Below are 19988 nucleotides of genomic sequence, written 5' to 3' on the forward strand. Positions count from 1 at the left end.
ACCCCGGACCCCGCAGACCTCTCCACCCTGCCCCTGTTCGCGCCCGGCCAGCCTCGGCAGGCGAACCCCGCAGCCAGCCACCTGCTGCGCGCGACCACTCGCACCGAACAGCCCGCGACCGAACCGGCACCCCCGGCAGCAGCCGGCACCCTCGACCCGTTCGCACCCGCCGTCGCCGGCGCAGTCCCGCCCCCCGTGACACCGACCCGCGCGGCCGCTACCCGCCGCAGCGCGGCCGCGATGTTCGAGGATCAGGGGCGCATCCCCTGGGACGCGGTCTCGGAGATCCGCGACGCAGTGTCGACGATCCTCGCCGACGCAGGACAAGCGAACCCCACCCTCACCGATAAGAGACGCGAGGCGATGGCCCGGCAGCACACCGCCGAGCTCATCCGCGCTCGAGTCGACGACCTCACCAGGCACGGGCAGGAGCCGTGGAGCCTCGACCTGCAGGAAGACGTCGCACAGGCCGTCTTCGATGCCATGTTCCGGCTCGGCCGGCTGCAGCCGCTCGTCGACATCGAGGGCGTCGAGAACATCGACATCGTCGGCTACGACAACGTCTGGCTGACCTTCGCCGGCGGCAACCGGCAGAAGTACCCCCACCCGGTCTCGCAGAACGACGACGAGCTCGAGCGGGAGATCAACTTCATCGCCACCCGCCGCGGCGAGGGCGCACGGTCGTTCAACTCCTCCCGCCCCTCGCTGCACCTTGACCTGCCCGGCGGCGCCCGTCTGGCTGCGCTCGCGCGACCGGTTGCCGAGCGCCCCTCGGTGACCATCCGTATCCACCGTCACGTCGACATCTCCCTCGACGACCTGGTGGCCACGCACACCATGACCCGGCTCGCGGCGCGGTTCCTTGAGGCCTCGGTCCGCGCCGGCCTGAGCCTCGTCACCAATGGCTTCCAGTCATCGGGAAAGACGACGCTGCTGCGTGCGTTGGCCGACTGCATCCCGCCGGACGAGAAGCTGGCGACGATCGAGATGGAGCGCGAGCTCTACCTGCACAAGAACCCCGTCAAGCACCCCCTCGTCATCGCCTTCGAGTACCGTCCCGGCGAAGGCGAACCGGGCGCGGCGGGGGAGCGGGCCGGCGAGTTCCCGCTGATCCGCGGACTCGAGGACTCGCTGCGGCACACCACCGACCGGCTCATCGTCGGTGAGGTCCGCGGCTCCGAGATCAACGCGATGCTGCAGGCGATGCAGTCGGGCGTCGGCTCGATGAGCACCCTCCACTCCCAGAGCCCCGAGGACGCAATCGAGCGCATGGTGACCCTCATGATGAAGGACGGCTCCAACGCGACACCCGCCTACTGCTACCGCCAGATCGCGCAGAACATCGACCTCATCGTGCAGATGGCGAAGATCCGCGACCACGAGACCGGCAAGGCCCGGCGCGTGATCACCGCGATCTGCGAGATCCAGCCCGGCGAGGACAGCTACGGTGTGGCCCGCCCCACCCTCAGCAAGATCTTCACCTTCGACAAGGCGACCCAGACGCTCGAGCTCGGCCAGCTGCCCTCGCGCGAACTGCTCGACAAGCTCGCCGAGGTCGGGTTCAAGGAATCCGAGCTCACGCCCTACGCCGGGGAGGCCAGCGCATGAACACAGCCGGCATCCTGATCGCCATCCTCATCGCCGCCGCCGGCGGCGTCCTGGTCGTGTTCGGGCTCGCCTACCAGGCGCCCGAGCCCGGCACGGCCAAGCCGGTGCGCTCGAGGCGCACCACGCCGCTGTTCAGCCGGCAGCAGCAGCTGTGGGCCGCGATCGGTCTGGGCGCCGGCGTGCTGCTGTTCATCTACTCCGGCTGGCTCATCCTGGTGCCCATCGCCACCGTCGCCGGCGCGACCCTCCCGCTCTTCCTCGGCAAGGGCGACGCCCCGCAGAAGATCGCCCGCCTCGAAGCCCTCGAGACCTGGACGCGCAGCCTCTCCGGCCTCACCGTCGCCGGCGCGGGCCTCGAACAGACGCTGATGGCTTCCCTCGCATCCGCCCCCGAGGCGATCAAGCCGCAGGTCGGCTCGCTCGTGGCCCGCCTCAACGCACGCTGGCCCACCCGTGAAGCGCTCGAGGCGTTCGCCCGCGACCTCGACGACCCGACCGCCGACCTGATCGTGATGCACCTGCTGCTCAAAGAGCAGGCCCGCGGCGCCGGCCTCGCCGAAGCCCTCGACGACCTCGCGGAGATCATTTTCGAGGAAGTGAAGGTGCGCCGGCAGATCGAAACCGACCGCGCCAAGCCGCGCACGCAGGTCCGCATCGTCGCGATCGCCACCCTCGTTGTCCTGGCGGTGCTGCCATTCCTCGGCAGCTACACCGCTGCCTACGGCACCCCGCTGGGGCAGATCCTGCTGGTCATCTGGGTCGGGCTATTCGGCCTCCTGCTGGTGTGGATGCGTTCGATCAGCATGGGCAAGCCAGCACCCCGGCTGCTCGTGGCCCCCGAAGCGAAGGAGGACGCGCTGTGAACCTGCTCGCACTCATCCCCGGCCTGATCCTCGGCGCCGGCGTCGCGCTCATCGTCAGCGCGCTCATGCCGCGTCAGCCTCACCTGGCGGCGACCCTCGACCGGCTCACAAACACCACCATCGCCGCCGCCGAGCCCGGTGACGACTCACTGCAGCACCGCATCGGATCGTGGGTCGCCGAGCACCTTCCCGAACGGTCCTGGCTCAAGGTGCCCACCACCGATCTGCGCCTGATTGGGATGCCGCTGGACAAGTACTACTACGACAAGGTGCTCCTGGCCCTCGTCGGACTGCTGTCCCCGCTCGTGCTGGGCCTGTTCGCTCAAGCCCTCAACTTCCTGCCGTTCTACATCCCCGCGCTGCTGGGCCTGCCCCTTGCAGTGTGGCTGTGGTTCAGCGTCGACCAGGACATCCGCTCCAAGGCCAACGACGCCCGCGCCGAGTTCACGCGAGCGGTCGCCGTCTACCTCGAGCTCGTCGCCGCAGAGCGCAAGCGCGGCGCCACCGCCGCCCGCGCACTCGAGACCTCCGCCGACGTCGGACGGTCGTGGGTGTTCGTCCGCATCCGCCAGGAACTCACCCGAGCCCGCTACGCCGGCGTCGCTCCCTGGGACGCACTGCGCACCCTCTCCGACGAGATCGACGTGCCGGATCTCGCCGACGTCGCCAAGATCGTCCGACTTTCGGGGGAGGAGGGCGCATCGATATATGAGACACTCAGATCGAGGGGAAAGACCCTCCGGCACAAGCTCCTGGCCGAGGAGCACGAGAAAGCGAACAGCGCGAGCGAGCGGATGCAGATGCCTCTGGCGACCACCCTGTTCGTCTACGTGGGCATCATCATCACCCCCCTGATCCTGAATCTCCTCGCGACATAAGAGCCATGTCCGCGAACAGCCAGGTGAGCGGCCTATATGAAGTAACGCCTCCCCAAGACGCACACCCATAGTTGACTTCCAACTCAAAACCGCAGTCCACGCACCACCCAACCCCGGAAAGAGAGAGAAATGAGCAAGACCACCGAGCGCATCACCCTCGCCGTGGAGGCCGCAAAGGGCCGCTACCGCGAGCTCAGCGAGCAGCCCGAAGAGGGCCTCGAAACCGCGGAAAAGATCTTCCTGGTCGTCGGCTCAGTCCTTCTAGCGGGCACCGCAATCGGACTAATCACCGCATGGGTCACGGGGCAGATCAACCTCCTCCCCAGTAACTGATCTGTTGACCATGGCTTCGACGCGCGCTCGTCTCCTCCGTCCGCTCCGGCGGGCGGGGCGAGACGAGCGCGGCTTCGAGACCGCGGAGATGGCCATCGTCATGCCGGCGCTGCTACTGCTGATCTTCGCGATCGTGCAGGGAGGGCTCTGGTATCACGGCACCAACCTGGTCCACGCATCCGCTGTCAACGCTTACGAGGCCGCCCGCCTCTACGACGCCACCACCGCGGATGGCATCACTGCTGGCACCGCCACCGCCGAACAAGTCGGCGGAATGCTCACTAACGTCACGGTGAACGTCACCCGCACCGCCACCGACGTGACTGCAACAGTCACCGCAGTCACCCCCAGCCTGCTTCCCGGAGTCAACACGGCCGTCACCAGGACGATTACCGGACCCGTCGAAAGGTGGGTGCCATGATCACCCGCCTTCGCCAGCGCCTCCTGGCCGACGAGCGCGGCTCCAACGCCGCCGAGATCGTCATCATCGCGCCCGTGATCGCGATGCTGATCCTCGTCCTCGTCGCCGGCGGCCGAACCGCCCTCGCCGACAACGCGACCCAGAGCGCCGCCTACGCCGCCGCGCGAGCCGCATCGCTCTCCCGAGACGCCAGCACTGCGGTCACCAACGCCGAGGACGCTGCACGCCGCGCGATGAGCCAGTCCGGCATCAACTGCACGACCCTCACCGTGAACGTCGACGCCAGCGGACTCAACACCGCCATCGGCACCACAGGCACCGTCTCCGCCGCCGTCAACTGCGACGTGAGCCTCGCCGACATCACCCTCCCGGGCATCCCCGGAAGCCGGACCATGAGCTCGTCGGCCGCCTCACCCGTCGACGCCTACCGAGAGCGAGGCTGACCCGTGACCACCATCCGCCAGCTGCTCCGCAAGCTCCGCGACGACGAACGCGGCTCCATCACCCCGTTCTTCGTGGTGTTCGTTCCCGCCCTCGTCCTCATCGTCGGACTCGTCGTCGACGGCGCCGGGAAGATTCAGGCCAACGAGAACGCACAAGCCATCGCCTCCGGCGCCAGCCGCGCCGCCGCCAACGCCGTCGCCGCGCAGGTCGTCTCCAACGGCGGCATCAGCCTCGACAACACCCGGGCACAGATCGCTGCGACCGACTACATCGAAGCCTCCGGCATGACCGGCACCGTAAACGTCGTCGGGAACCGGATCACCGTTAGCGTCGAAACGTCGTACAGCACCAAGTTCGTTTCCATCATCGGCATCGCCACCCTCCCCGCCGAGGCAACCGCCACCGCCGAGATCATCACCCAATAGGAGCAGCCCCCCATGAGCACCAAGCGCCTCGCCCTCGCCGGCATCATCGCTGCCGCACTGACGCTGACCGCCTGCACGGGCACCGGCACTCCTAACCCCAGCGGCAGCGCGAGCGAAACCCCCACCCCCACGCCGTCTGCGACCTCCATCACGGGCGAAGCACCCGCCGACGAGGACGAGGCCATCAGTCAGGCAGAAGCCACGATCGACCTGCTCCTCGACACCTGGGCGCAGGTGGACGCCAACGGCGGCCACACTCCCGAGCTCTTCGAGGCGGTTGCCACAGGGCGCACCCTTGCCGAAGCTCAGGCCGATGCTGCCCGCACCGCCAACGGACCCATCTTGAACGAGAACGGCGAAAGCATCGAGGGACAGGCCACCGTCGAAGGCAGGCTCATCTTCGAACCCTCGACCGCATATGGACAGGAGTACGAAGGCATCGCCAACGGTCTCGTGATCGTTCCCGGATGCTTTGATGCCTCCGAGCGGATCACCACCACTGCAGACGGCACCCCTGCCATGACGAATCCGAATCCGCGGAATGAAGTCGAGTTCCATGTCATCTACGACGCGGATAGCAAGACGTGGCTCGTCAATGACCGCATCAGCTTGGGCACCACATGCTGAGACGAGGGATAGCCGCACTCGCCGCCATCGTCGCACTGGTGGCGGGCACACTTGTTGCTGCTGCGCCCGCTCAGGCCGCTGGCGGCGTCTACTGCGATGAACTGAACCGCTGCTACATCACGATCTCGAGCGTTCCTTCTGACCCGGCACCGAACCCGGACAGCAACGGGTGGACGCCTGGTGCGCCGACTTGCTACTACGAGAACTCGCAGTCGGCGCTGCTGCAGCTGGGCTGGACGGAGGCCGACATCCGCGTCTTCGATGGCGGCAGCTATCAACGGTTCTACGCGATCATCGACTGCGGCGGTTCGACGTCGTACTGGTCGAACACTCGGCAGTGCTACGTGTTCATGAAGGACGGCGCCTGGCCGGCACGCCCGCCGGGGTACTCCGACAAGGCCGGCTACTACGGCTGCATCATGTTCAACCCGACGCCGGGTGGTTCGCCTGGTGTCGGCCAGGAGACCAACTTCTGGTCCGAGACGGTCCCGCCTGGCCTGCAGGTTCTGCCTCCCGGCGTCGCTGCAGAGCGTCTGATCTCGACCTTCCAGCTGCGCGGGATCGACATCGGCATGGCGCCCGAGGTCAACCCGGCCTGGGGCCACCGCCGCTCCTACGTGGGCGTGCCGGTGTGGCTCTGGGTTGAGAACCCGCAGCCGCTGACGTGGGGACCGTACACCGAGACGGCCACCCTCGGCGGGCAGACCATCACCGCCACCGCGCGGGTGACTTCCGTCCGGTGGGACATGGGTGACGGCGGCTCGCAGGTCTGCGGCGGCACCGGAACCGCGTACACGACCGGCTACGGCGTGACCGACTCGCCGACCTGCGGCTATCGCTACCGCACGACCTCGGAGTCTCAGGGTGGCGATCGCTACACCGTCACCCCGACGAGCCAGTGGGTTGTGGAGTGGACCTCCGTCGCCGGTCCCAGCGGCACGATCAACCTGACGACCTCGAGCTCGGTCCCGCTTGAGGTCAACGAGTTGCAGACCGTCAACGTCGGCGGGTGAAAGCCAGATGTCCGCGAACCGCCAGCTGTGGGGCCTATATGACGTAGGACCCGCACCGCGCGGGCGCTGACGCTGAAATCGAGGAGACGACCGTGAGGCGAATCACCGCAGGGCTCGGAGCTCTCATCCTGTCTGCCGCGCTGCTGGTGGGTCTGCCTGCTGCGCTGGTCTTCCTGGCCGGCAATCCGATCCCCTCGTGGGATCGCCTGATGTCGGCGCTGACGATGCCCGACTACGGCGGGGAGTTCCTGGTCGGCACTGTCATCCCGCTCATCGCGTGGGCCGCGTGGGCTACCTTCGCGATCGGCTACCTCGCGGAGATCCCGAACCAGCTGCGGATCGCCACGTCAGGCCCCGGCGTGAAGCGGATGAAGCTGCCCGGTCTGGGAGTGCAGCAGAAGGCTGCCGGCGTCCTGATCGCCGCCATCATCGCGATCTTCGCGCCGAACGCCGCCATGGCCGCCACTCCGACCGCGGCCGACGTCGCCCCCGTGAGCGTGTCAGCCAGCTTCACCAGCTACACCGACCAGCCCTCCTCCGCAACTGAAAGCGCACCGGCGCCCGCCACGGCCGAGGAGGCGCCGGCGGCCGCGCAGACCTACACCGTGAAGGCCGGCGACTCGCTGTGGGCGATCGCCGAGCAGCACCTTGGCGACGGTCAGCGCTACCAGGAGATCGTCGACCTCAACCGCGACCGCCCGCAGCCCGGCGGCTACACCGTGGGGCAGCGCGACGGCATCGACCCCGGCATGGTGCTCGAGCTCCCGGAAGCGGCCGCCGCCGACGTTGCCAGCGCGACACCGGCCGGCGAGGAGCAGCGCACCGTCGTCTCCGGGGACACTCTCTGGGACATCGCCGCAGACGAGCTCGGCTCGGGGGAGCGGTACACCGAGATCTACGAGGCCTCCCGCGACATCACTCAGCCTGACGGGCGGCAGATCTCCGACCCGAACCTCATCGTGCCCGGATGGACGGTCGCCATCCCCGCCGCCGACGTCGCCGCGGCCGCGGCGGTCACCGAGGCGCCGGCCGAGGCTCCCGCACCGTCCACACCGCCCGCCGATCAGGGTGTAGGCAGCGAAGGCTCGTCGACGACCGAGGACACCGCAGACCAGACGGGCGGCGCCGGCGAGGCCGGCGACCCCGCCGAGGGCGCGGAAGCCGACACCGGTCTCGGCTTCGTGACCGATGGCGGCGAGGCTGAGACGGCGCCGGCACCGCAGGAGAGCGCACCTGCCAAGGCAGCGCCCGCGCCGGCGGAGGTCGACGAGGCCGCCGAAGCGAGCGACGCCTCCGACTGGGCCGACGTCGTCACCGATTGGCGCACGCTCGGCATTGGCGGGGTACTCGCCGCCGGGCTGCTCAGCTTCCTCGGTCTGCGTCGCATCCAGCAGCGCCGCAACCGCAAACCCGGCCAGCGCATCGCGATGCCCGCCGAGGAGATCTCCACCGTCGAGCTCGAGCTTCGCGCCGTGGAGAACCCGCAGGGGATGGATGCCGTCGACCACGCGCTGCGGATGCTGGCGGTGTGGGCGCAGGACACCGGCGCCACCCTCCCGGCCCTGTACGCACTGCGGCTGTCGGCCGAGGAGATCTCGGTCTTCCTCGACGAGCCTGCGCAGCTGCCCGCACCGTTCCGTCAGGACACCCCCGACGAGATGGCGTGGTCGATCGGCTTCGATGACCTCGCCCCGCTCGAGCGCACCCCGTCTGCGCCATACCCGGCGCTGGTTACCCTCGGCCACGACGAGAACCACGCCCACCTGCTCGTGGATCTCGAGAAGCTCGGCTCGCTCAACATCGACGGCACCCCCGAGCTCGAGGAGGCGGCGCTGACCGCTCTGGCCCTCGAGCTCGCGACCAGCACCTGGGCGGAGAACCTGCAGGTCACCCTCGTCGGTGTCGCGGCGGGGTTGCCCGACGCGGTCGGCTCCGGCAGGGTCCGTCACGTCGACGACGTCGACGCGCTGATCCGGGATCTGCGCGGACAGGCCGAGGAGGTCACCGCGGCGCTCGAGGACGCCGGGATCACCAGCCTCGAGCAGGCGCGCACCGCCGGCCCCCTGGCGGAGTCGTGGACCCCGGAGATCATCGTGCTCGGCCAGCTTCCCGATGAGCACACCCGGCTCGAGCTCGCCGAGCTTGTCAGCCGTGTGCCGCGCGTGGGGATCGCCGCGATCTCCGCCGGCCACCTGGCCGGGGGCTGGAACTTCCGTCTGCAGGACCGCACGACGGCCGAGCTCGAGATCCCGGACACGGACGGCGCGACCCTGCCACTGACCCCGCAGGTCGTCACCGCGGAAGAGTACGCCCGCATCCTCGTCCTGTTCACCGTCGCCAACGACCAGCCCGCCGTCGAGCACTCCTCGGCGTCGGCCGAAGTCGAGCTCGACGAGATCTTCCAGGGCGCCACAGACGAAGCTCCTACCTACCCGGAGGCTGAGACCGCCGAGCTCGACCCGAACGGCACGGCCGTCGACGCCGAGGAGCTTCCCGCCGAGCACCTGGTCGACGCGGCTCCCGTCGACCAGGTGCTCGAGCAGACCGCCGTCGCCGACGAGGCTCCGATCGCAGACACGGTCGGGACCGCGGCGATCCCCGTCGACGACACCGCTCACGATCTGAGCACCCTCGCGCCGATCGTCGACCTCCGCTCGCCGCGGCTGCAGCTGCTCGGGCCGGTCACCGTGCTCAACCCGCAGGGTGAAGCGCCGAGCAACGCGCAGCAGTGGAACTCGCAGCGTCTGCGCGCGATCGAGCTCATCGCGTTCGTGGCCACCCACCCGGAGGCCAGCACCGAGCAGGTGCACGACGCGCTGTGGCCTGGCAGCGACCCTGCCCGCGGCACGTCGTCGCGCAACCGCCTCACCACGGCGGCGCGGCGTTGGCTCGGCAAGGACCGCGCCGGACACAGCTACCTCGTCCCAGCCACCAAGGGCGTCTACGCCCTCACCGACACGTTCACCAGCGACTGGGACGAATGGCTCGCCCTGATCGGCACCGATCCGACCGCCGCGACGACCGAGAACCTCGTGCGCGCCCTCGGCCTGGTCAAGGGTCAGCCGATCTCCGGCGTCAAGGAGAAGTACTACGTGTGGGCCGAGACGCTGCGCCAGGAAATGATCGCCGCGATCGGTGACGCCGCCCACGAGCTCGCCACCAGGGCGCTGCGCGAGGGCAACACCCGCAACGCCCGCATGGCCGCCGCGATCGGCCGCATGGTCGACCCGATCAACGAGGTCTTCTGGCGGGACGCGCTGCGCGCTGAGCACATGGCCGGCGACGGCGCCGGCGTCGAGCGCCTGGTCACGCAACTCGAGCACGCGCTGACGCAGATCGACCCGGACTACGCCGAGCCGGAGCCCGAGACCGAAGAGCTCATCGAGCAGCTGCGCCGGCGGCACGCCGTCGCCAGCTGATCCCGACGCCATGGTGACCGAACACCCCGCACGCACCGAGGAGCCGCAGCGCCGTTCTGCGGCTCCTCGGCTGCTGTGGTGGTGCCTCGGTGCCCTCGTGGCAGGTTTCGGGCTCTCAGCGGCGCTCACAGCGCCTCTCGCGGCCGAATCGCACCTCGGGGTGGGGGAGTGGGGCTCTATCGCAGTGTTCGCGGCCGTGGGCGTGCCTCTAGCCGTCATTGACGGCAGAACCCGCCGACTGCCGAATGCGGGCACCTTCCCGCTGGCGGCAGCGCTCCTGGGGTACTGGACGGGGCTCGCGACCACGACCGGGCAGTGGCAGCTACTGGCTCAGGCGGTCACCACCGCCGCGGTGATCTTCGCTGTCGCCGCAGCGATCGCCCTGATTGGCACCCTCGCCGCGGGAGACATCAAGCTGTTCCTCGCAATCGGGCTGCTCGCCGGATGGTTCAGCTGGATGCTGCCGCTCTACGCGCTCGTCGCCGGCTACATCCTCGCCATCCCGCACGCCGGCATCCTGCTCGCCCGTCGACGTCGCGCACCCGGTGCCGACACGCGCCTGCCGTTCGGCCCCTACCTGGTCGCCGCGGCGCTGCTGGTCACGATCGCCGCGAAGCTGGCCGGTTAGTCGCCCCGGGTCAGCCGCCCCAGATCGACGGCCCGGTGAACACCGGCGCCGCGATCGACTGGTCGACCGGGATCACCCACCCGCACTCCGGGCACACCCATCCTCCGGCACGATCGCGCATCACCACCCGGCAGTCGCGACAGCGCGGCTGCACCTGCGCCTCCATCGCGTCGTCCATCGCCCGAGCGTAGGACTTCGCCGGCATCCGCCATTCCCACAATCCACAGCCGGCGTCGTGTCCGCGAAGGCGGGGTGCCGCGGCCTATATGAGTACCTGACCCCGACGAGAAGGGAATCTGATCATGACCGAGGCAGCCGGCGGCCGGCTCGACTTTTCCGCGTGGAGCACCCGTCTCTACGTATGGGGCGACAAGGCACGCCGATTCAACAACACACGACTCTCGATCGTCGCCATCGTGGGCGGGATCGCAGGTCTGGCGCTCTCGATCGTCGCCGGCACCGCGATGACCTGGCTGCTCTTCGGCATCGCGATCACGGCCGTGTTCCTCGCAATGCTGATCGTGAGCGGCAACGGCGGCAGACTCCACACCATCACGCCGCTGCAGTGGGTCGCTCTGGCCCTCGCACCGTTCTTCAATCAGATCGCATTCGTCGCCGCGGAGTTCTACGTCTTCGCGGTCGCCGGCATCGTGACCGGTCTGCTGCTCCCGCTCACCCTGCACGGTCTGGCGTGGCTGTTCTGGCGCCTCTCACCGGCGATGCCCTGACCCTCGACGAAACGATCAACGCGAGCACATGACTTCTGGCCTACCCACTCCCCGTCAGATCGCCGCGCGTGTCGCTCCCCGGGCGGTCGCCGCGGCCGCGGCTCGGAGCACGCCGGAAGGGCGCCGGCTCTCACGTAAAGCGGGGGCTCAGATCCTCGAGCTCGGTATTGACGTCTCAGACGTCGACCGTGCGATCTCCTCACCGCATTCCACCGAGCCCACGCACCAGCACAACGGGACGCTGTACATCCGCGGAGACCTCGGCGTCATCGTCCCCGACGACGACCAGGCCCTCATCGTCGGTCTCGTGCGGGTCGACCCCGACATCACACCGCTTCGCCGCGCGAGACGCGCCGGCGGCGGACCTTCACGGCGGATGCCAACCACCACCGCCGAGCTCGAGCAGCTGCTGCGCGGTCACGGCTTCCAGATCACCGCGCCGCGGGGCGGCCACCGCAAGGCGCTCCATCCCGACCGGCCCGGGGTGCTCATCACCATTCCGCACACCCCCAGTGACAGCAGGAGCTACCCGAACCTGGTGGCAGACATCCGCCGCCTCACCGGCATCGACATCACCCAGTCCGCCCCCTGACCGCCGCCGCCCGAGGGGATACCCTCGCAGCGTGTGCGGATGCTCGCACGAATCAACCTGATTCGGCCCGCGCCAATGAAGGGCCAGGCTCGTGAAATCAGGGACTCGTAGACGACACATCATCCCAGCAGCGTTGGCCGCGACCTTATTGGCCCTCGGTTCACTGGGCATCGCCTCGCCCGCCCACGCTGCGGGTTCTTTCGCGCTGACCGATGGCCATGTTCTCGCGGCACCACCCGTCGTCTATCCCGGTTTGCTAGCCCCCGTCAGCGTGGGCCTTGGAAACAACTCCACCACCAGCGCCGCCAACGTCACCATCACGTTCGGCATCGTCTGTTATTCACCCAATCGCCCCGAGGCGCACAGCGCACAACAAACCGTGGTTGTACCTCCCGACACCTCGCGACCGGCGGGCGGGCGTCAGCTGGTTCGGGTCGCATCTGTAGTCGCGGTGCCAGCCGCTTGCACCAAACCGACTGGTCCTATCCCGTTGACGCAGGAAGGATACTTCTGGGTCGAGATGACGCAGGCGGGCGTCCCGACTCAGATGAAGATGGTCCCGCTGTGGGTTGGAAAACCGTTCACAGCTGCAAACTTCCGGGACAACCTCGTGACCCGAACCAAGCAAGACAATCCTGACTACCAGGCGCACCATCAACTGCCACAGAAGTACCGCGCCGTGTTCGAGCAAGCCGGCCTAATGATCGATGATCCCCAGTACGGGCTCTGGTGGTGTTCGAAGCCGGGAGTCCCCACAAATCATCAGAGTCAAGCGGCAAGTTACAACGCAAAATGGGACGAGTTTTTTGCAGCCTCAGCCAGCGCACCGCAGGACGAGATCTTGGCCTACATGAGATCCCTCGTCGGATTCTTCGTTTACACATGTTAAAAGCAGCCTTCATCCAAGCCCGCTCTGGAAGGGGCTACGCATGGATCGGGATCAAGTGGCCGCCCAATGAGAGCGCCTCCGACCACTCACAGTTTCTTCATGATCTTCAGTGGGGACGGCTCTCCGAACGCACACAACAGCCTCAGTTTTCTCGATTGAACAAGGGCCAGAGATTTGGCGATCTCTTGTGGACGACCGGACCGACGAAAATCGCTAGCGACCGATTCGTTAACGTCTTGTCGAAGTCGGGCGCCACGGGATACTCCACGTTCCCCGTGACGGTACCTGCCCCCTCAGGGACTGCGTCCCAGCGCTACCACGGTCTCGTCATCTTCGGTCGACCCGGCGATGACGACTGCTTTTCACTTAGGCCAGAAGAGCAGCATTGGACTTTCGGAGTGAGACAAGCACTCCTAGACAACCTGCACGATGCGGGGGCGGATGACTTCGATATCGTCGCCCCTCCTCCCTGGTGGGGCGCACCGCGATAGCCGGACATCAGCACTGCCCGTCCGACCTGCGGGTACCCTCGCAGCGTGTGCGGACGATTCGCGATGAACAAAGGACCAAGCAGTATCGACATCAGATGCATCACTTGCTTGCGATTGCATGGTTGATCTGGAGTTTCTCGGTCGCGGCAGGAGGCTCGGCGGGAGCTGGCCGCCGAGCCCAGGAGTGGATCACGGGCGGCGTGGCTGTCGCGTATGGTGCCGACAAGGGTGATTCGGCTACCAAGTCACCTTCTTGCCTGCTGGGGTGGTGCTTCACGAACGTGTCCAACAGCCTCTGCGGGTGAAGATCATGGAGAGTGGTTGCAACAATGATGCAACTGCTGCAACCATGGAGGGGTGCGTTCTGGTTCAGATGTTGATGGTCGCTCTTCGCTGCGGCTGACAGGAAATGTCGTCGCCCTCGATGAGGGGAAGTACGTCTTCAAGTCGATGCTGGATGGCTGGGCGAACCAGCAGACAAGTCGCGGTTTGCAGGCGACCGGAGCTTGACCCGCTTTTCCGGACGGGTTCTGTTTGTTGATCATGCCGCGATTTCGGCGGTGGTGTGAAGGGCTTCGTAGTCGGCGGGGCTGAGGTAGTTGAGAGCGGAGTGTCGGCGGCGGGGGTTGTAGAAGCCCTCGATCCACTCGAACATTGCGGACGCGAGCTGGGTCCTGGAGTCCCAGGTTGTGCGGTCGAGGAGTTCGCGTTGCATGACCGACCAGAAGCTCTCGATGAGGGCGTTGTCAACGGAAGAGGCGACGCGCCCCATCGATCCGAGCAGGCCGGCTTGCCTGAGTCGGTGACCGAAGAGCCAGGAGGTGTATTGCGCTCCCCTGTCGGCATGAACCACGGTTCCGGGGTCGGGGCGGCGTCGCCAGCGGGCCATCTCGAGCGCGTCGATGACGATCTCCGCGGTGATCCGGTCGCTGATCGACCACCCCACGATCCGCCTGCTGAACGCGTCGAGCACGGCGGCACAGTAGACCCACCCATCCTTCGCGCGGTGCTGCGTGATATCGCAGAACCAGAGCCGGTTCGGCGCGTCCGCTCGGAACTGCCGCTTCACGAGATCCTCGTGTGTGGCAGTGTCAGGCTTCCATCCACGGCGCTTCCGACGGTGTGACACCCCGACGAGGCCGTCCAGCCGCATCAGCCGGGCCACGCGCTTGCGGCCGGCGTGAACGCCGAGCCCGAGCCGCAGCTCGGCGAGTACGCGCGGCGCCCCGTATGTCTCGCGGGAGTCGGCGTGGATGCGACGGATCGTGGTCGTCAGCTCCGCATCTGCGATGGCTCGGGGCGACGGCGACCGATCTCTCCAGTCGTAGTAGCCGGAGGTTGAGACGTTCAGGAACCGGCAGGCCACCGCGACGGGGATCCCGTCCGCGGCGAGCTCCTGGACCAGCCGGAACCCTATTTTGGGAGCACGTTCTCCCGCGCGAAGTACGCCGACGCCCGCTTGAGGATCTCGATCTCCATCTCCAGCACCCGGTTCCGGCGACGCAGCTCGACGAGTTCCTTATGCTCATCGGTCGTGACGCCGGGCTTGCGGCCAGAATCGACCACGTCGCGTTTCATCCAGTTGCGCAGACAGGACTCGCTGATCCCGAGATCACGAGCGGTCTGACCGACAGGGTTGCCCTGGGCGACGAGGTCGAGGGCTCGACGCCGGAACTCCGGTGGGTGAGCAGCAGGCATCTCACGGACTCCTTCCGAGACGATCATCGCCTCAACTCAGGTGTCCGGAAAAGCGGGGCAGGCTCCACCACCATCGATTCGCGCCGGCGGTTCATCGAGGATTTCGCCGAGTTCTGCGCGGCGTACCCGTGGCAGTGGCAGCCGCGGGATCTCGAGGACTATTCAGTGCGCGTGCGACCCGGCAAGGGTCCCTTGAAGCGGTCAACGATTCGGGGGTATCAGACGAGGATCCGTCTGTTCTGCGACTTCCTCACTGACCCGCGGTACGGCTGGCAGGCGGAGTGTCTGGCTCGGTTCGGGGATGCGCCGCAGCAGATCTGCCATGACTGGAACACGATCTCGCACCTGCTCGACCATGAGGGGGATCCCGGGCGACGTGCCCTCACTTTCGATGAGCTGGAGCGGTTCTTCGATGCTGCGGATGCTCGGGTCGAGGCGATCGTACGTGCCAGGAGGAAGGGTGCGCTTGCTGCGCTCCGGAACGCGCAGATGTTCAAGACCATCTACGCCTTTGGGCTGCGGCGTTCCGAGTGCATTGGGCTCGACGTTGCCGATCTGCGGTCGAACCCGGTGGCCCCGGGGTTCGGGAGTTTCGGAGCGGTGTATGTCCGGCACGGGAAGGGCAGTCGGGGCACCGGTCCGAAGCGACGGACCGTGCTGACTCTGCCCGAGTTCGACTGGGTCGTTGACGGCCTCACCCATTGGGTGGACCAGGGCCGGCCGCGGGTGGTCGGTGATTGGGAGACGGACATCCTCTGGCCGACGGAGCGCAGGACCAGAATCGGTGGCCGCTACCTGAACGACCGTTTCGCCGAGCTGCGCGACGAAGCCGGACTTCCGGAAGAGCTGGTTCTGCACTCGCTGCGGCACACCTATGTGACGAACCTCATCGAGTGGGGCTACAGCGAGAAGTTCGTGCAGGATCAGGTGGGCCACACGTTCGCTTCGACGACGGCGATCTACACGTCTGTCGGGGACGACTATAAGAACCGGGTGCTCGCTGATGCGCTCAAGAGGAACACGGAGGACCGTGATGGGGACTGACTCGAAGGGGCCGATCGACTGGCACCTGCGTGCTCTGATGGCCGAGGCTGGGATGTTCCAGACCACGGAGCTGCTCGCGCCGCTGCGCGAGCAGGGCATCGTCTTGTCCCGCGAGCAGGTGTATCGACTGGTCACCAAAGCACCGGAGCGGTTGAACGTCGAAGTTCTTGCGGCGCTGTGCCGCATCTTCGGATGCCAGCCGAACGACCTCATCACTGTCGTGGCGCGACCGGCAGCGGCGAAGAAGACGGGCACTGGGCGGGGGCGTGACACGGCGATCGGGGACCTTCGTCCTGTGCGTGCGCGACTTCATCGTCCCGCCGATCCAGGCCGATGACGGCTACGCCGTCACAGACGTGTGACCGTTGCGGGCGTTCGAGCGCGGGCCGTTACTCGCTGCTCGGCGAGAAGATCTGCAACGTCTGCTACAGCGCGCTCCGCAGGAACCCGTCAGAGTGTCCGTTGTGCGGGAACATCCGAGTCCTCGCATTTCGCACCGATGAAGGCGTGATCACCTGTGCGATCTGCGCCGGACACCCGCCACGGTTCGCGTGCCGCACGTGCGGCAGTGAGGAGTTCCTGACCGGAACGCACTGCGGGCGATGCCGGCTGCAGGCACGACTGGACGAGCTCATCGGACCCAAGGGATCGGCTCCGATCGAGCTGACCAGGCTTCGCGTGTACCTTGCGAACGCGCCGATGGACCCGCGTTCGGTGGTGCGCTGGCTGCGGCGGCCGCACGTCACAGAGACCCTGCGCGGCATGGCCACGGGCGCGCTGCCCGTTGATCACTCGTCTCTTGATCAACTCCAGCAAAGGCCAGCAACGCGGTATTTCCGGCGTCTGCTCATCGAAGCCCAGGTGCTGCCGAACATCCACGTGCTGCAGCACGAGCTCACGCTGCACGTTGCCGCGGTGGCTGCGACTCTCGAGCGCCCGACCGGGAACAAGCTCCGCCGCTTCTACAGATGGGACGTGTTGCCCAAGCTTCACAGGCGCTATCGAGACCGCGATCGAGACCTGTCCAACGAGGCCTTCATCGGCCAGCGCGGGAAACTGGCCGCGGTCGTCCGGTTCCTGACCTGGATGGATGCTCGCGGGCTCGCCGTCAGTGACCTTGATCAACGCACGCTCGATCACTACATCGCCCGCGTCAAGACGCGAGAGCCCGTGGAGCACTTCGTGCGGTGGGCGACCAAGACGCGGCTGACGGGCGACCTCGCCACCAACGTCCGGGCTGCACGAAACACGATGTCGAACGTGACCGAGGAGGAGCTGTGGCGCGATATCGACCTTCTGCTCAACGGAGAAGATGTGGAACTGGAAGTGCGCGTGGCAGGGCTGTTCATGCTCCTCTATGCGCAGATCCTCGGACGCGCCGTCAGTATGACTCGCGACCGAGTAGACGCCACCGGGGCGCAGGTGACCGTGCGGTTCGGGGTCACGCCCGTCGTGCTCGATGACCGGGTCGGGGACATCGTCAGACGGCACCTCTCCGCCGCGCCGCGACGGGGATACGCCGCGGGGGAATCGAGCTGGCTGTTCGAGGGACTCTCGCCCGGCGCTCACATGACTGCGGCCTACATCAGGCTGCGCCTCACGGAACTCGGGATCCGTCCACGCGTGTCACGCGAGACCCGGATGAACCTGCTGAGCATGCGGATGCCCTCGGCCGTGGTTGCCGACGTCATCGGAATCGGCAACCACACGGCGGACCGGCGTAAGAGCAAAGCCGGCGGGATCTGGTCGAACTACCCAGCCGTGCGTCGATGACTACTAGTTCGCACTGCCCAGCGCGGCAGGTCGCAGCGCATCCGCAGCCGCCTCGAGCGCCCCGTCGTTGAGCGCGAAGTACGCCCACTTCCCGCGCTGTTCGCGGGTGACAAGCCCGGCGTCGGTGAGGAGCTTCATGTGGTGCGAGACCGTCCCCTGTGACAATCCGACCGGCTCGATGAGGTCGCAGATGCAGGCCTCGCCGCCTTCGGTGCCGGCGATAAGGGAGAGCAGCATCACGCGGGTCGGATCACCGATGGCCTTGAACACCCGAGCGGAACGCTCGGCCTCCTCGGGGGTGATCGATGCGGTGATGCGCGGCACGCAGCACGTGCTCTGCTCGATGGTCACGGGAAGGCTCATGCGGATAGTCTGACACGTATTGACAAACTTCGATAGGTAAGCGAGTGTTCTCGTATTGAAGTTTTTCGATCTGAGGAGATGTGATGTCTGAGCTTCCTGTCGTCGTCATCGGTGCCGGTCCGCAGGGCCTGGCTGCAGCCGCCCACCTGACCGAACGCGGCGTTGACGCCGTGGTCGTCGAGCGGGGCGGCTCGGCCGGTGCTGCCGTGTCCGAGTGGGGACACGTGCGACTGTTCTCCGGGTGGCCGGAGCTCACCGATGCCGCAGCGCGACGCCTTCTCGAGCCGACCGGCTGGACGGCGCCAGCAAGCGGCTACCCGACCGGGGCTGAGTGGGTCAGCAAGCACTGTATAAATCAGTGCATGCTGACTATTGCTTCTCGCCTCGACGTCATGAACCGGCTCGGCCGGGCCATGGCGGACCCGACGCGTTCCCGGATCCTGATGACCTTGCTCGGCGGCCCGAGCTATCCGGCCGTGCTGTCGCGCGAGTTGGAGCTGACCCGCTCGAACGTCTCGAACCACCTGACCTGTCTGCGCGACTGCGGCATCGTGGTCGCCGAGCCTGAGGGGCGGCAGACGCGCTACGAGATCGCCGACCCGCACCTCGCGGCGGCGCTCACCGCACTGGTGGACGTGACGCTTGCTGTCGACGAGCACGCTCCCTGCGTGGACTCTTCGTGCACCGTGCCGGGCTGCTGCGGGACGGGAGCAGGCGAGTGAGCGCGGCGTGCGGCTGCGAGCACGACGAGCCCGAGACTGTCATAGGCGATGAAGCCGAGGAGGCGGAGCACCCCTGGTGGCGGGACCGCGGGATCATGGTCCCGGTCTTCTCCGGCGTCGCCATCCTCACCGGCCTGGCGCTGGAGTGGTCCGGGATGGAGATCCCGGCACTGGTGGCGTTCTGGATCGGTCTGCTGCTGGGCGCGTCGACGTTCACCCCGGGCGCGATCCGGAAGCTGTTCAAGGGCAAGCTCGGCATCGGCCTGCTGATGACCATCAGCGCCGTCGGCGCGGTGATCCTCGGCTACGTCGAGGAGGCCGCCGCCCTGGCGTTCCTGTACTCGATCGCCGAGGCGCTGGAGGACAAGGTGATGGACCGTGCTCGCGGCGGGCTCCGGGCGCTGCTCAAGCTCGTCCCGGAGACCGCGACCGTCCGCCGCGACGGCGTCTCGGTGGAGGTCGCCGCGAAGGACCTGGCTGTCGGTCAGTTGATGCTGGTGCGGCCGGGCGAGCGGATCGCGACCGACGGCGTCGTCCGCACGGGACGTTCCAGCCTGGATACGTCCGCGATCACGGGGGAGTCGATCCCGGTCGAGGTCGAGCCCGGCGATGCCGTGTCGGCGGGTGCGATCAACACCGCGGGGGCGCTGGAGGTCGAGACGACCGCGGCCGGCACGGACAACTCGCTGACCACGATCGTCGACCTGGTGGAGAAGGCGCAGGCGGAGAAGGGAGACCGCGCCCGTCTCGCCGACCGCATTGCCCGCCCGCTCGTGCCCGGCGTGCTGATCCTCGCCGCTCTCGTCGCGATCATCGGGTCGCTGCTCGGCGACCCGGAGCTGTGGATCACCCGCGCACTCGTCGTGCTGGTCGCGGCATCGCCCTGCGCGCTGGCGATCTCGGTCCCGCTGACCGTGGTGGCCGCCATCGGGTCAGCGAGCAAGTTCGGCGTGATCATCAAGTCCGGGGCCGTGTTCGAGCGGTTCGGCGTGATCCGCCACGTCGCGGTCGACAAGACCGGCACCCTGA

General features: G+C 67.5%; 23 protein-coding genes and 1 pseudogene. 20 read left to right on the forward strand and 4 right to left on the reverse strand.

Annotated features, from left to right (window positions below; all coding sequences use genetic code 11):
- The 11 genes from AX744_RS01090 to AX744_RS01140 form a co-directional block, all read left to right on the forward strand.
- Nucleotides 1-1608 (forward strand): CpaF family protein (locus AX744_RS01090; protein ID WP_061015151.1); only part of this gene is annotated, 1608 nt, incomplete at its 5' end.
- Nucleotides 1605-2471 carry a type II secretion system F family protein gene (locus tag AX744_RS01095; protein WP_061015152.1) on the forward strand — a complete coding sequence of 289 codons (867 nt, stop codon included), beginning with the start codon at nt 1605-1607 and terminating at the stop codon, nt 2469-2471. The genes AX744_RS01090 and AX744_RS01095, both read left to right, overlap by 4 nt.
- Entirely contained in the window at nt 2468-3349 is an 882-nt protein-coding gene (locus AX744_RS01100) for a type II secretion system F family protein (RefSeq protein WP_061015153.1), read from the forward strand. Before AX744_RS01095 ends, AX744_RS01100 begins: the two co-directional genes overlap by 4 nt.
- Nucleotides 3350-3478: 129 nt before the next feature.
- Entirely contained in the window at nt 3479-3682 is a 204-nt protein-coding gene (locus AX744_RS01105; RefSeq protein WP_061015154.1) for a hypothetical protein, read from the forward strand.
- Between the two features lie 88 nt (nt 3683-3770).
- On the forward strand, nt 3771-4103 hold the full coding sequence (locus tag AX744_RS01110; RefSeq protein ID WP_231728714.1) for a TadE family protein: 333 nt from the start codon (nt 3771-3773) through the stop codon (nt 4101-4103).
- Complete coding sequence (locus AX744_RS01115) at nt 4100-4546, forward strand: TadE/TadG family type IV pilus assembly protein (protein ID WP_061015156.1); 447 nt, start codon at nt 4100-4102, stop codon at nt 4544-4546. The genes AX744_RS01110 and AX744_RS01115 overlap by 4 nt, the downstream gene beginning before the upstream one ends.
- A 3-nt stretch (nt 4547-4549) precedes the next feature.
- Nucleotides 4550-4972 (forward strand): TadE/TadG family type IV pilus assembly protein, encoded by a 423-nt coding sequence (locus AX744_RS01120; RefSeq protein ID WP_061015157.1) that lies wholly within the window; start codon nt 4550-4552, stop codon nt 4970-4972.
- Nucleotides 4973-4984: 12 nt separating this feature from the next.
- Nucleotides 4985-5599, forward strand: a complete 615-nt coding sequence (locus tag AX744_RS01125) for a hypothetical protein (RefSeq protein ID WP_061015158.1) — start codon at nt 4985-4987, stop codon at nt 5597-5599.
- A complete protein-coding gene (locus tag AX744_RS20930) occupies nt 5593-6612 on the forward strand; it encodes a hypothetical protein (protein ID WP_231728715.1) in 1020 nt (339 codons plus the stop codon). Before AX744_RS01125 ends, AX744_RS20930 begins: the two co-directional genes overlap by 7 nt.
- Before the next feature lie 92 nt (nt 6613-6704).
- Nucleotides 6705-10031 carry a LysM peptidoglycan-binding domain-containing protein gene (locus AX744_RS01135; RefSeq protein ID WP_061015159.1) on the forward strand — a complete coding sequence of 1109 codons (3327 nt, stop codon included), beginning with the start codon at nt 6705-6707 and terminating at the stop codon, nt 10029-10031.
- A gap of 10 nt (nt 10032-10041) precedes the next feature.
- Complete coding sequence (locus AX744_RS01140; protein WP_061015160.1) at nt 10042-10659, forward strand: prepilin peptidase; 618 nt, start codon at nt 10042-10044, stop codon at nt 10657-10659.
- A 10-nt stretch (nt 10660-10669) separates the two neighbouring features.
- Here the strand turns inward: AX744_RS01140 and AX744_RS20445 are convergent, their stop codons facing one another.
- The gene (locus tag AX744_RS20445; RefSeq protein ID WP_197429136.1) at nt 10670-10837 is read right to left on the reverse strand and encodes a hypothetical protein; all 168 of its coding nucleotides are present in this window, start codon (nt 10835-10837) and stop codon (nt 10670-10672) included.
- A gap of 124 nt (nt 10838-10961) precedes the next feature.
- Between AX744_RS20445 and AX744_RS01150 the strand changes: the two genes are divergently transcribed.
- From AX744_RS01150 to AX744_RS20150, 3 genes are all read left to right on the forward strand, one after another.
- On the forward strand, nt 10962-11387 hold the full coding sequence (locus AX744_RS01150; protein ID WP_061015162.1) for a hypothetical protein: 426 nt from the start codon (nt 10962-10964) through the stop codon (nt 11385-11387).
- A 28-nt stretch (nt 11388-11415) separates the two neighbouring features.
- Nucleotides 11416-11979, forward strand: a complete 564-nt coding sequence (locus AX744_RS01155) for a type II toxin-antitoxin system HicA family toxin (protein ID WP_061015163.1) — start codon at nt 11416-11418, stop codon at nt 11977-11979.
- Between the two features lie 133 nt (nt 11980-12112).
- Nucleotides 12113-12868, forward strand: coding sequence for a hypothetical protein (locus AX744_RS20150; protein WP_157543488.1), 756 nt, complete (start codon nt 12113-12115; stop codon nt 12866-12868).
- Between the two features lie 1032 nt (nt 12869-13900).
- Here the strand turns inward: AX744_RS20150 and AX744_RS01165 are convergent.
- Both AX744_RS01165 and AX744_RS01170 read right to left on the reverse strand, forming a co-directional pair.
- Nucleotides 13901-14776: an IS3 family transposase gene (locus AX744_RS01165; protein ID WP_157543489.1), complete on the reverse strand. Its 876-nt coding sequence runs from the start codon at nt 14774-14776 to the stop codon at nt 13901-13903.
- Nucleotides 14773-15057: a transposase gene (locus AX744_RS01170; protein WP_061015166.1), complete on the reverse strand. Its 285-nt coding sequence runs from the start codon at nt 15055-15057 to the stop codon at nt 14773-14775. Before AX744_RS01170 ends, AX744_RS01165 begins: the two co-directional genes overlap by 4 nt.
- Before the next feature lie 165 nt (nt 15058-15222).
- Between AX744_RS01170 and AX744_RS01175 the strand changes: the two genes are divergently transcribed.
- From AX744_RS01175 to AX744_RS01185, 3 genes are all read left to right on the forward strand, one after another.
- A complete protein-coding gene (locus AX744_RS01175) occupies nt 15223-16101 on the forward strand; it encodes a tyrosine-type recombinase/integrase (RefSeq protein WP_231728716.1) in 879 nt (292 codons plus the stop codon).
- The gene (locus AX744_RS01180; protein WP_061015168.1) at nt 16091-16438 is read left to right on the forward strand and encodes a helix-turn-helix domain-containing protein; all 348 of its coding nucleotides are present in this window, start codon (nt 16091-16093) and stop codon (nt 16436-16438) included. Before AX744_RS01175 ends, AX744_RS01180 begins: the two co-directional genes overlap by 11 nt.
- Nucleotides 16439-16779: 341 nt before the next feature.
- Nucleotides 16780-17874, forward strand: a complete 1095-nt coding sequence (locus AX744_RS01185; protein WP_157543490.1) for a hypothetical protein — start codon at nt 16780-16782, stop codon at nt 17872-17874.
- Between the two features lie 3 nt (nt 17875-17877).
- Here the strand turns inward: AX744_RS01185 and AX744_RS01190 are convergent, their stop codons facing one another.
- Nucleotides 17878-18237: an ArsR/SmtB family transcription factor gene (locus tag AX744_RS01190; protein ID WP_061015170.1), complete on the reverse strand. Its 360-nt coding sequence runs from the start codon at nt 18235-18237 to the stop codon at nt 17878-17880.
- An 83-nt stretch (nt 18238-18320) separates the two neighbouring features.
- Here AX744_RS01190 and AX744_RS21785 point away from each other — a divergent pair.
- From AX744_RS21785 to AX744_RS01200, 3 genes and pseudogenes are all read left to right on the forward strand, one after another.
- Nucleotides 18321-18461, forward strand: a pseudogene (locus AX744_RS21785) (FAD-dependent oxidoreductase); the annotation flags it as partial.
- Between the two features lie 138 nt (nt 18462-18599).
- The gene (gene cmtR, locus AX744_RS20455) at nt 18600-18959 is read left to right on the forward strand and encodes a Cd(II)/Pb(II)-sensing metalloregulatory transcriptional regulator CmtR (protein ID WP_016465417.1); all 360 of its coding nucleotides are present in this window, start codon (nt 18600-18602) and stop codon (nt 18957-18959) included.
- Nucleotides 18956-19988, forward strand: a 1033-nt coding sequence (locus AX744_RS01200; RefSeq protein WP_197429138.1) for a heavy metal translocating P-type ATPase, incomplete at its 3' end; no start/stop codon positions are given. The genes cmtR and AX744_RS01200, both read left to right, overlap by 4 nt.

The sequence above is a fragment of the Microbacterium sp. CCH5-D1 genome, assembly GCF_001557335.1.
Taxonomy (GTDB): domain Bacteria; phylum Actinomycetota; class Actinomycetes; order Actinomycetales; family Microbacteriaceae; genus Microbacterium; species Microbacterium oxydans.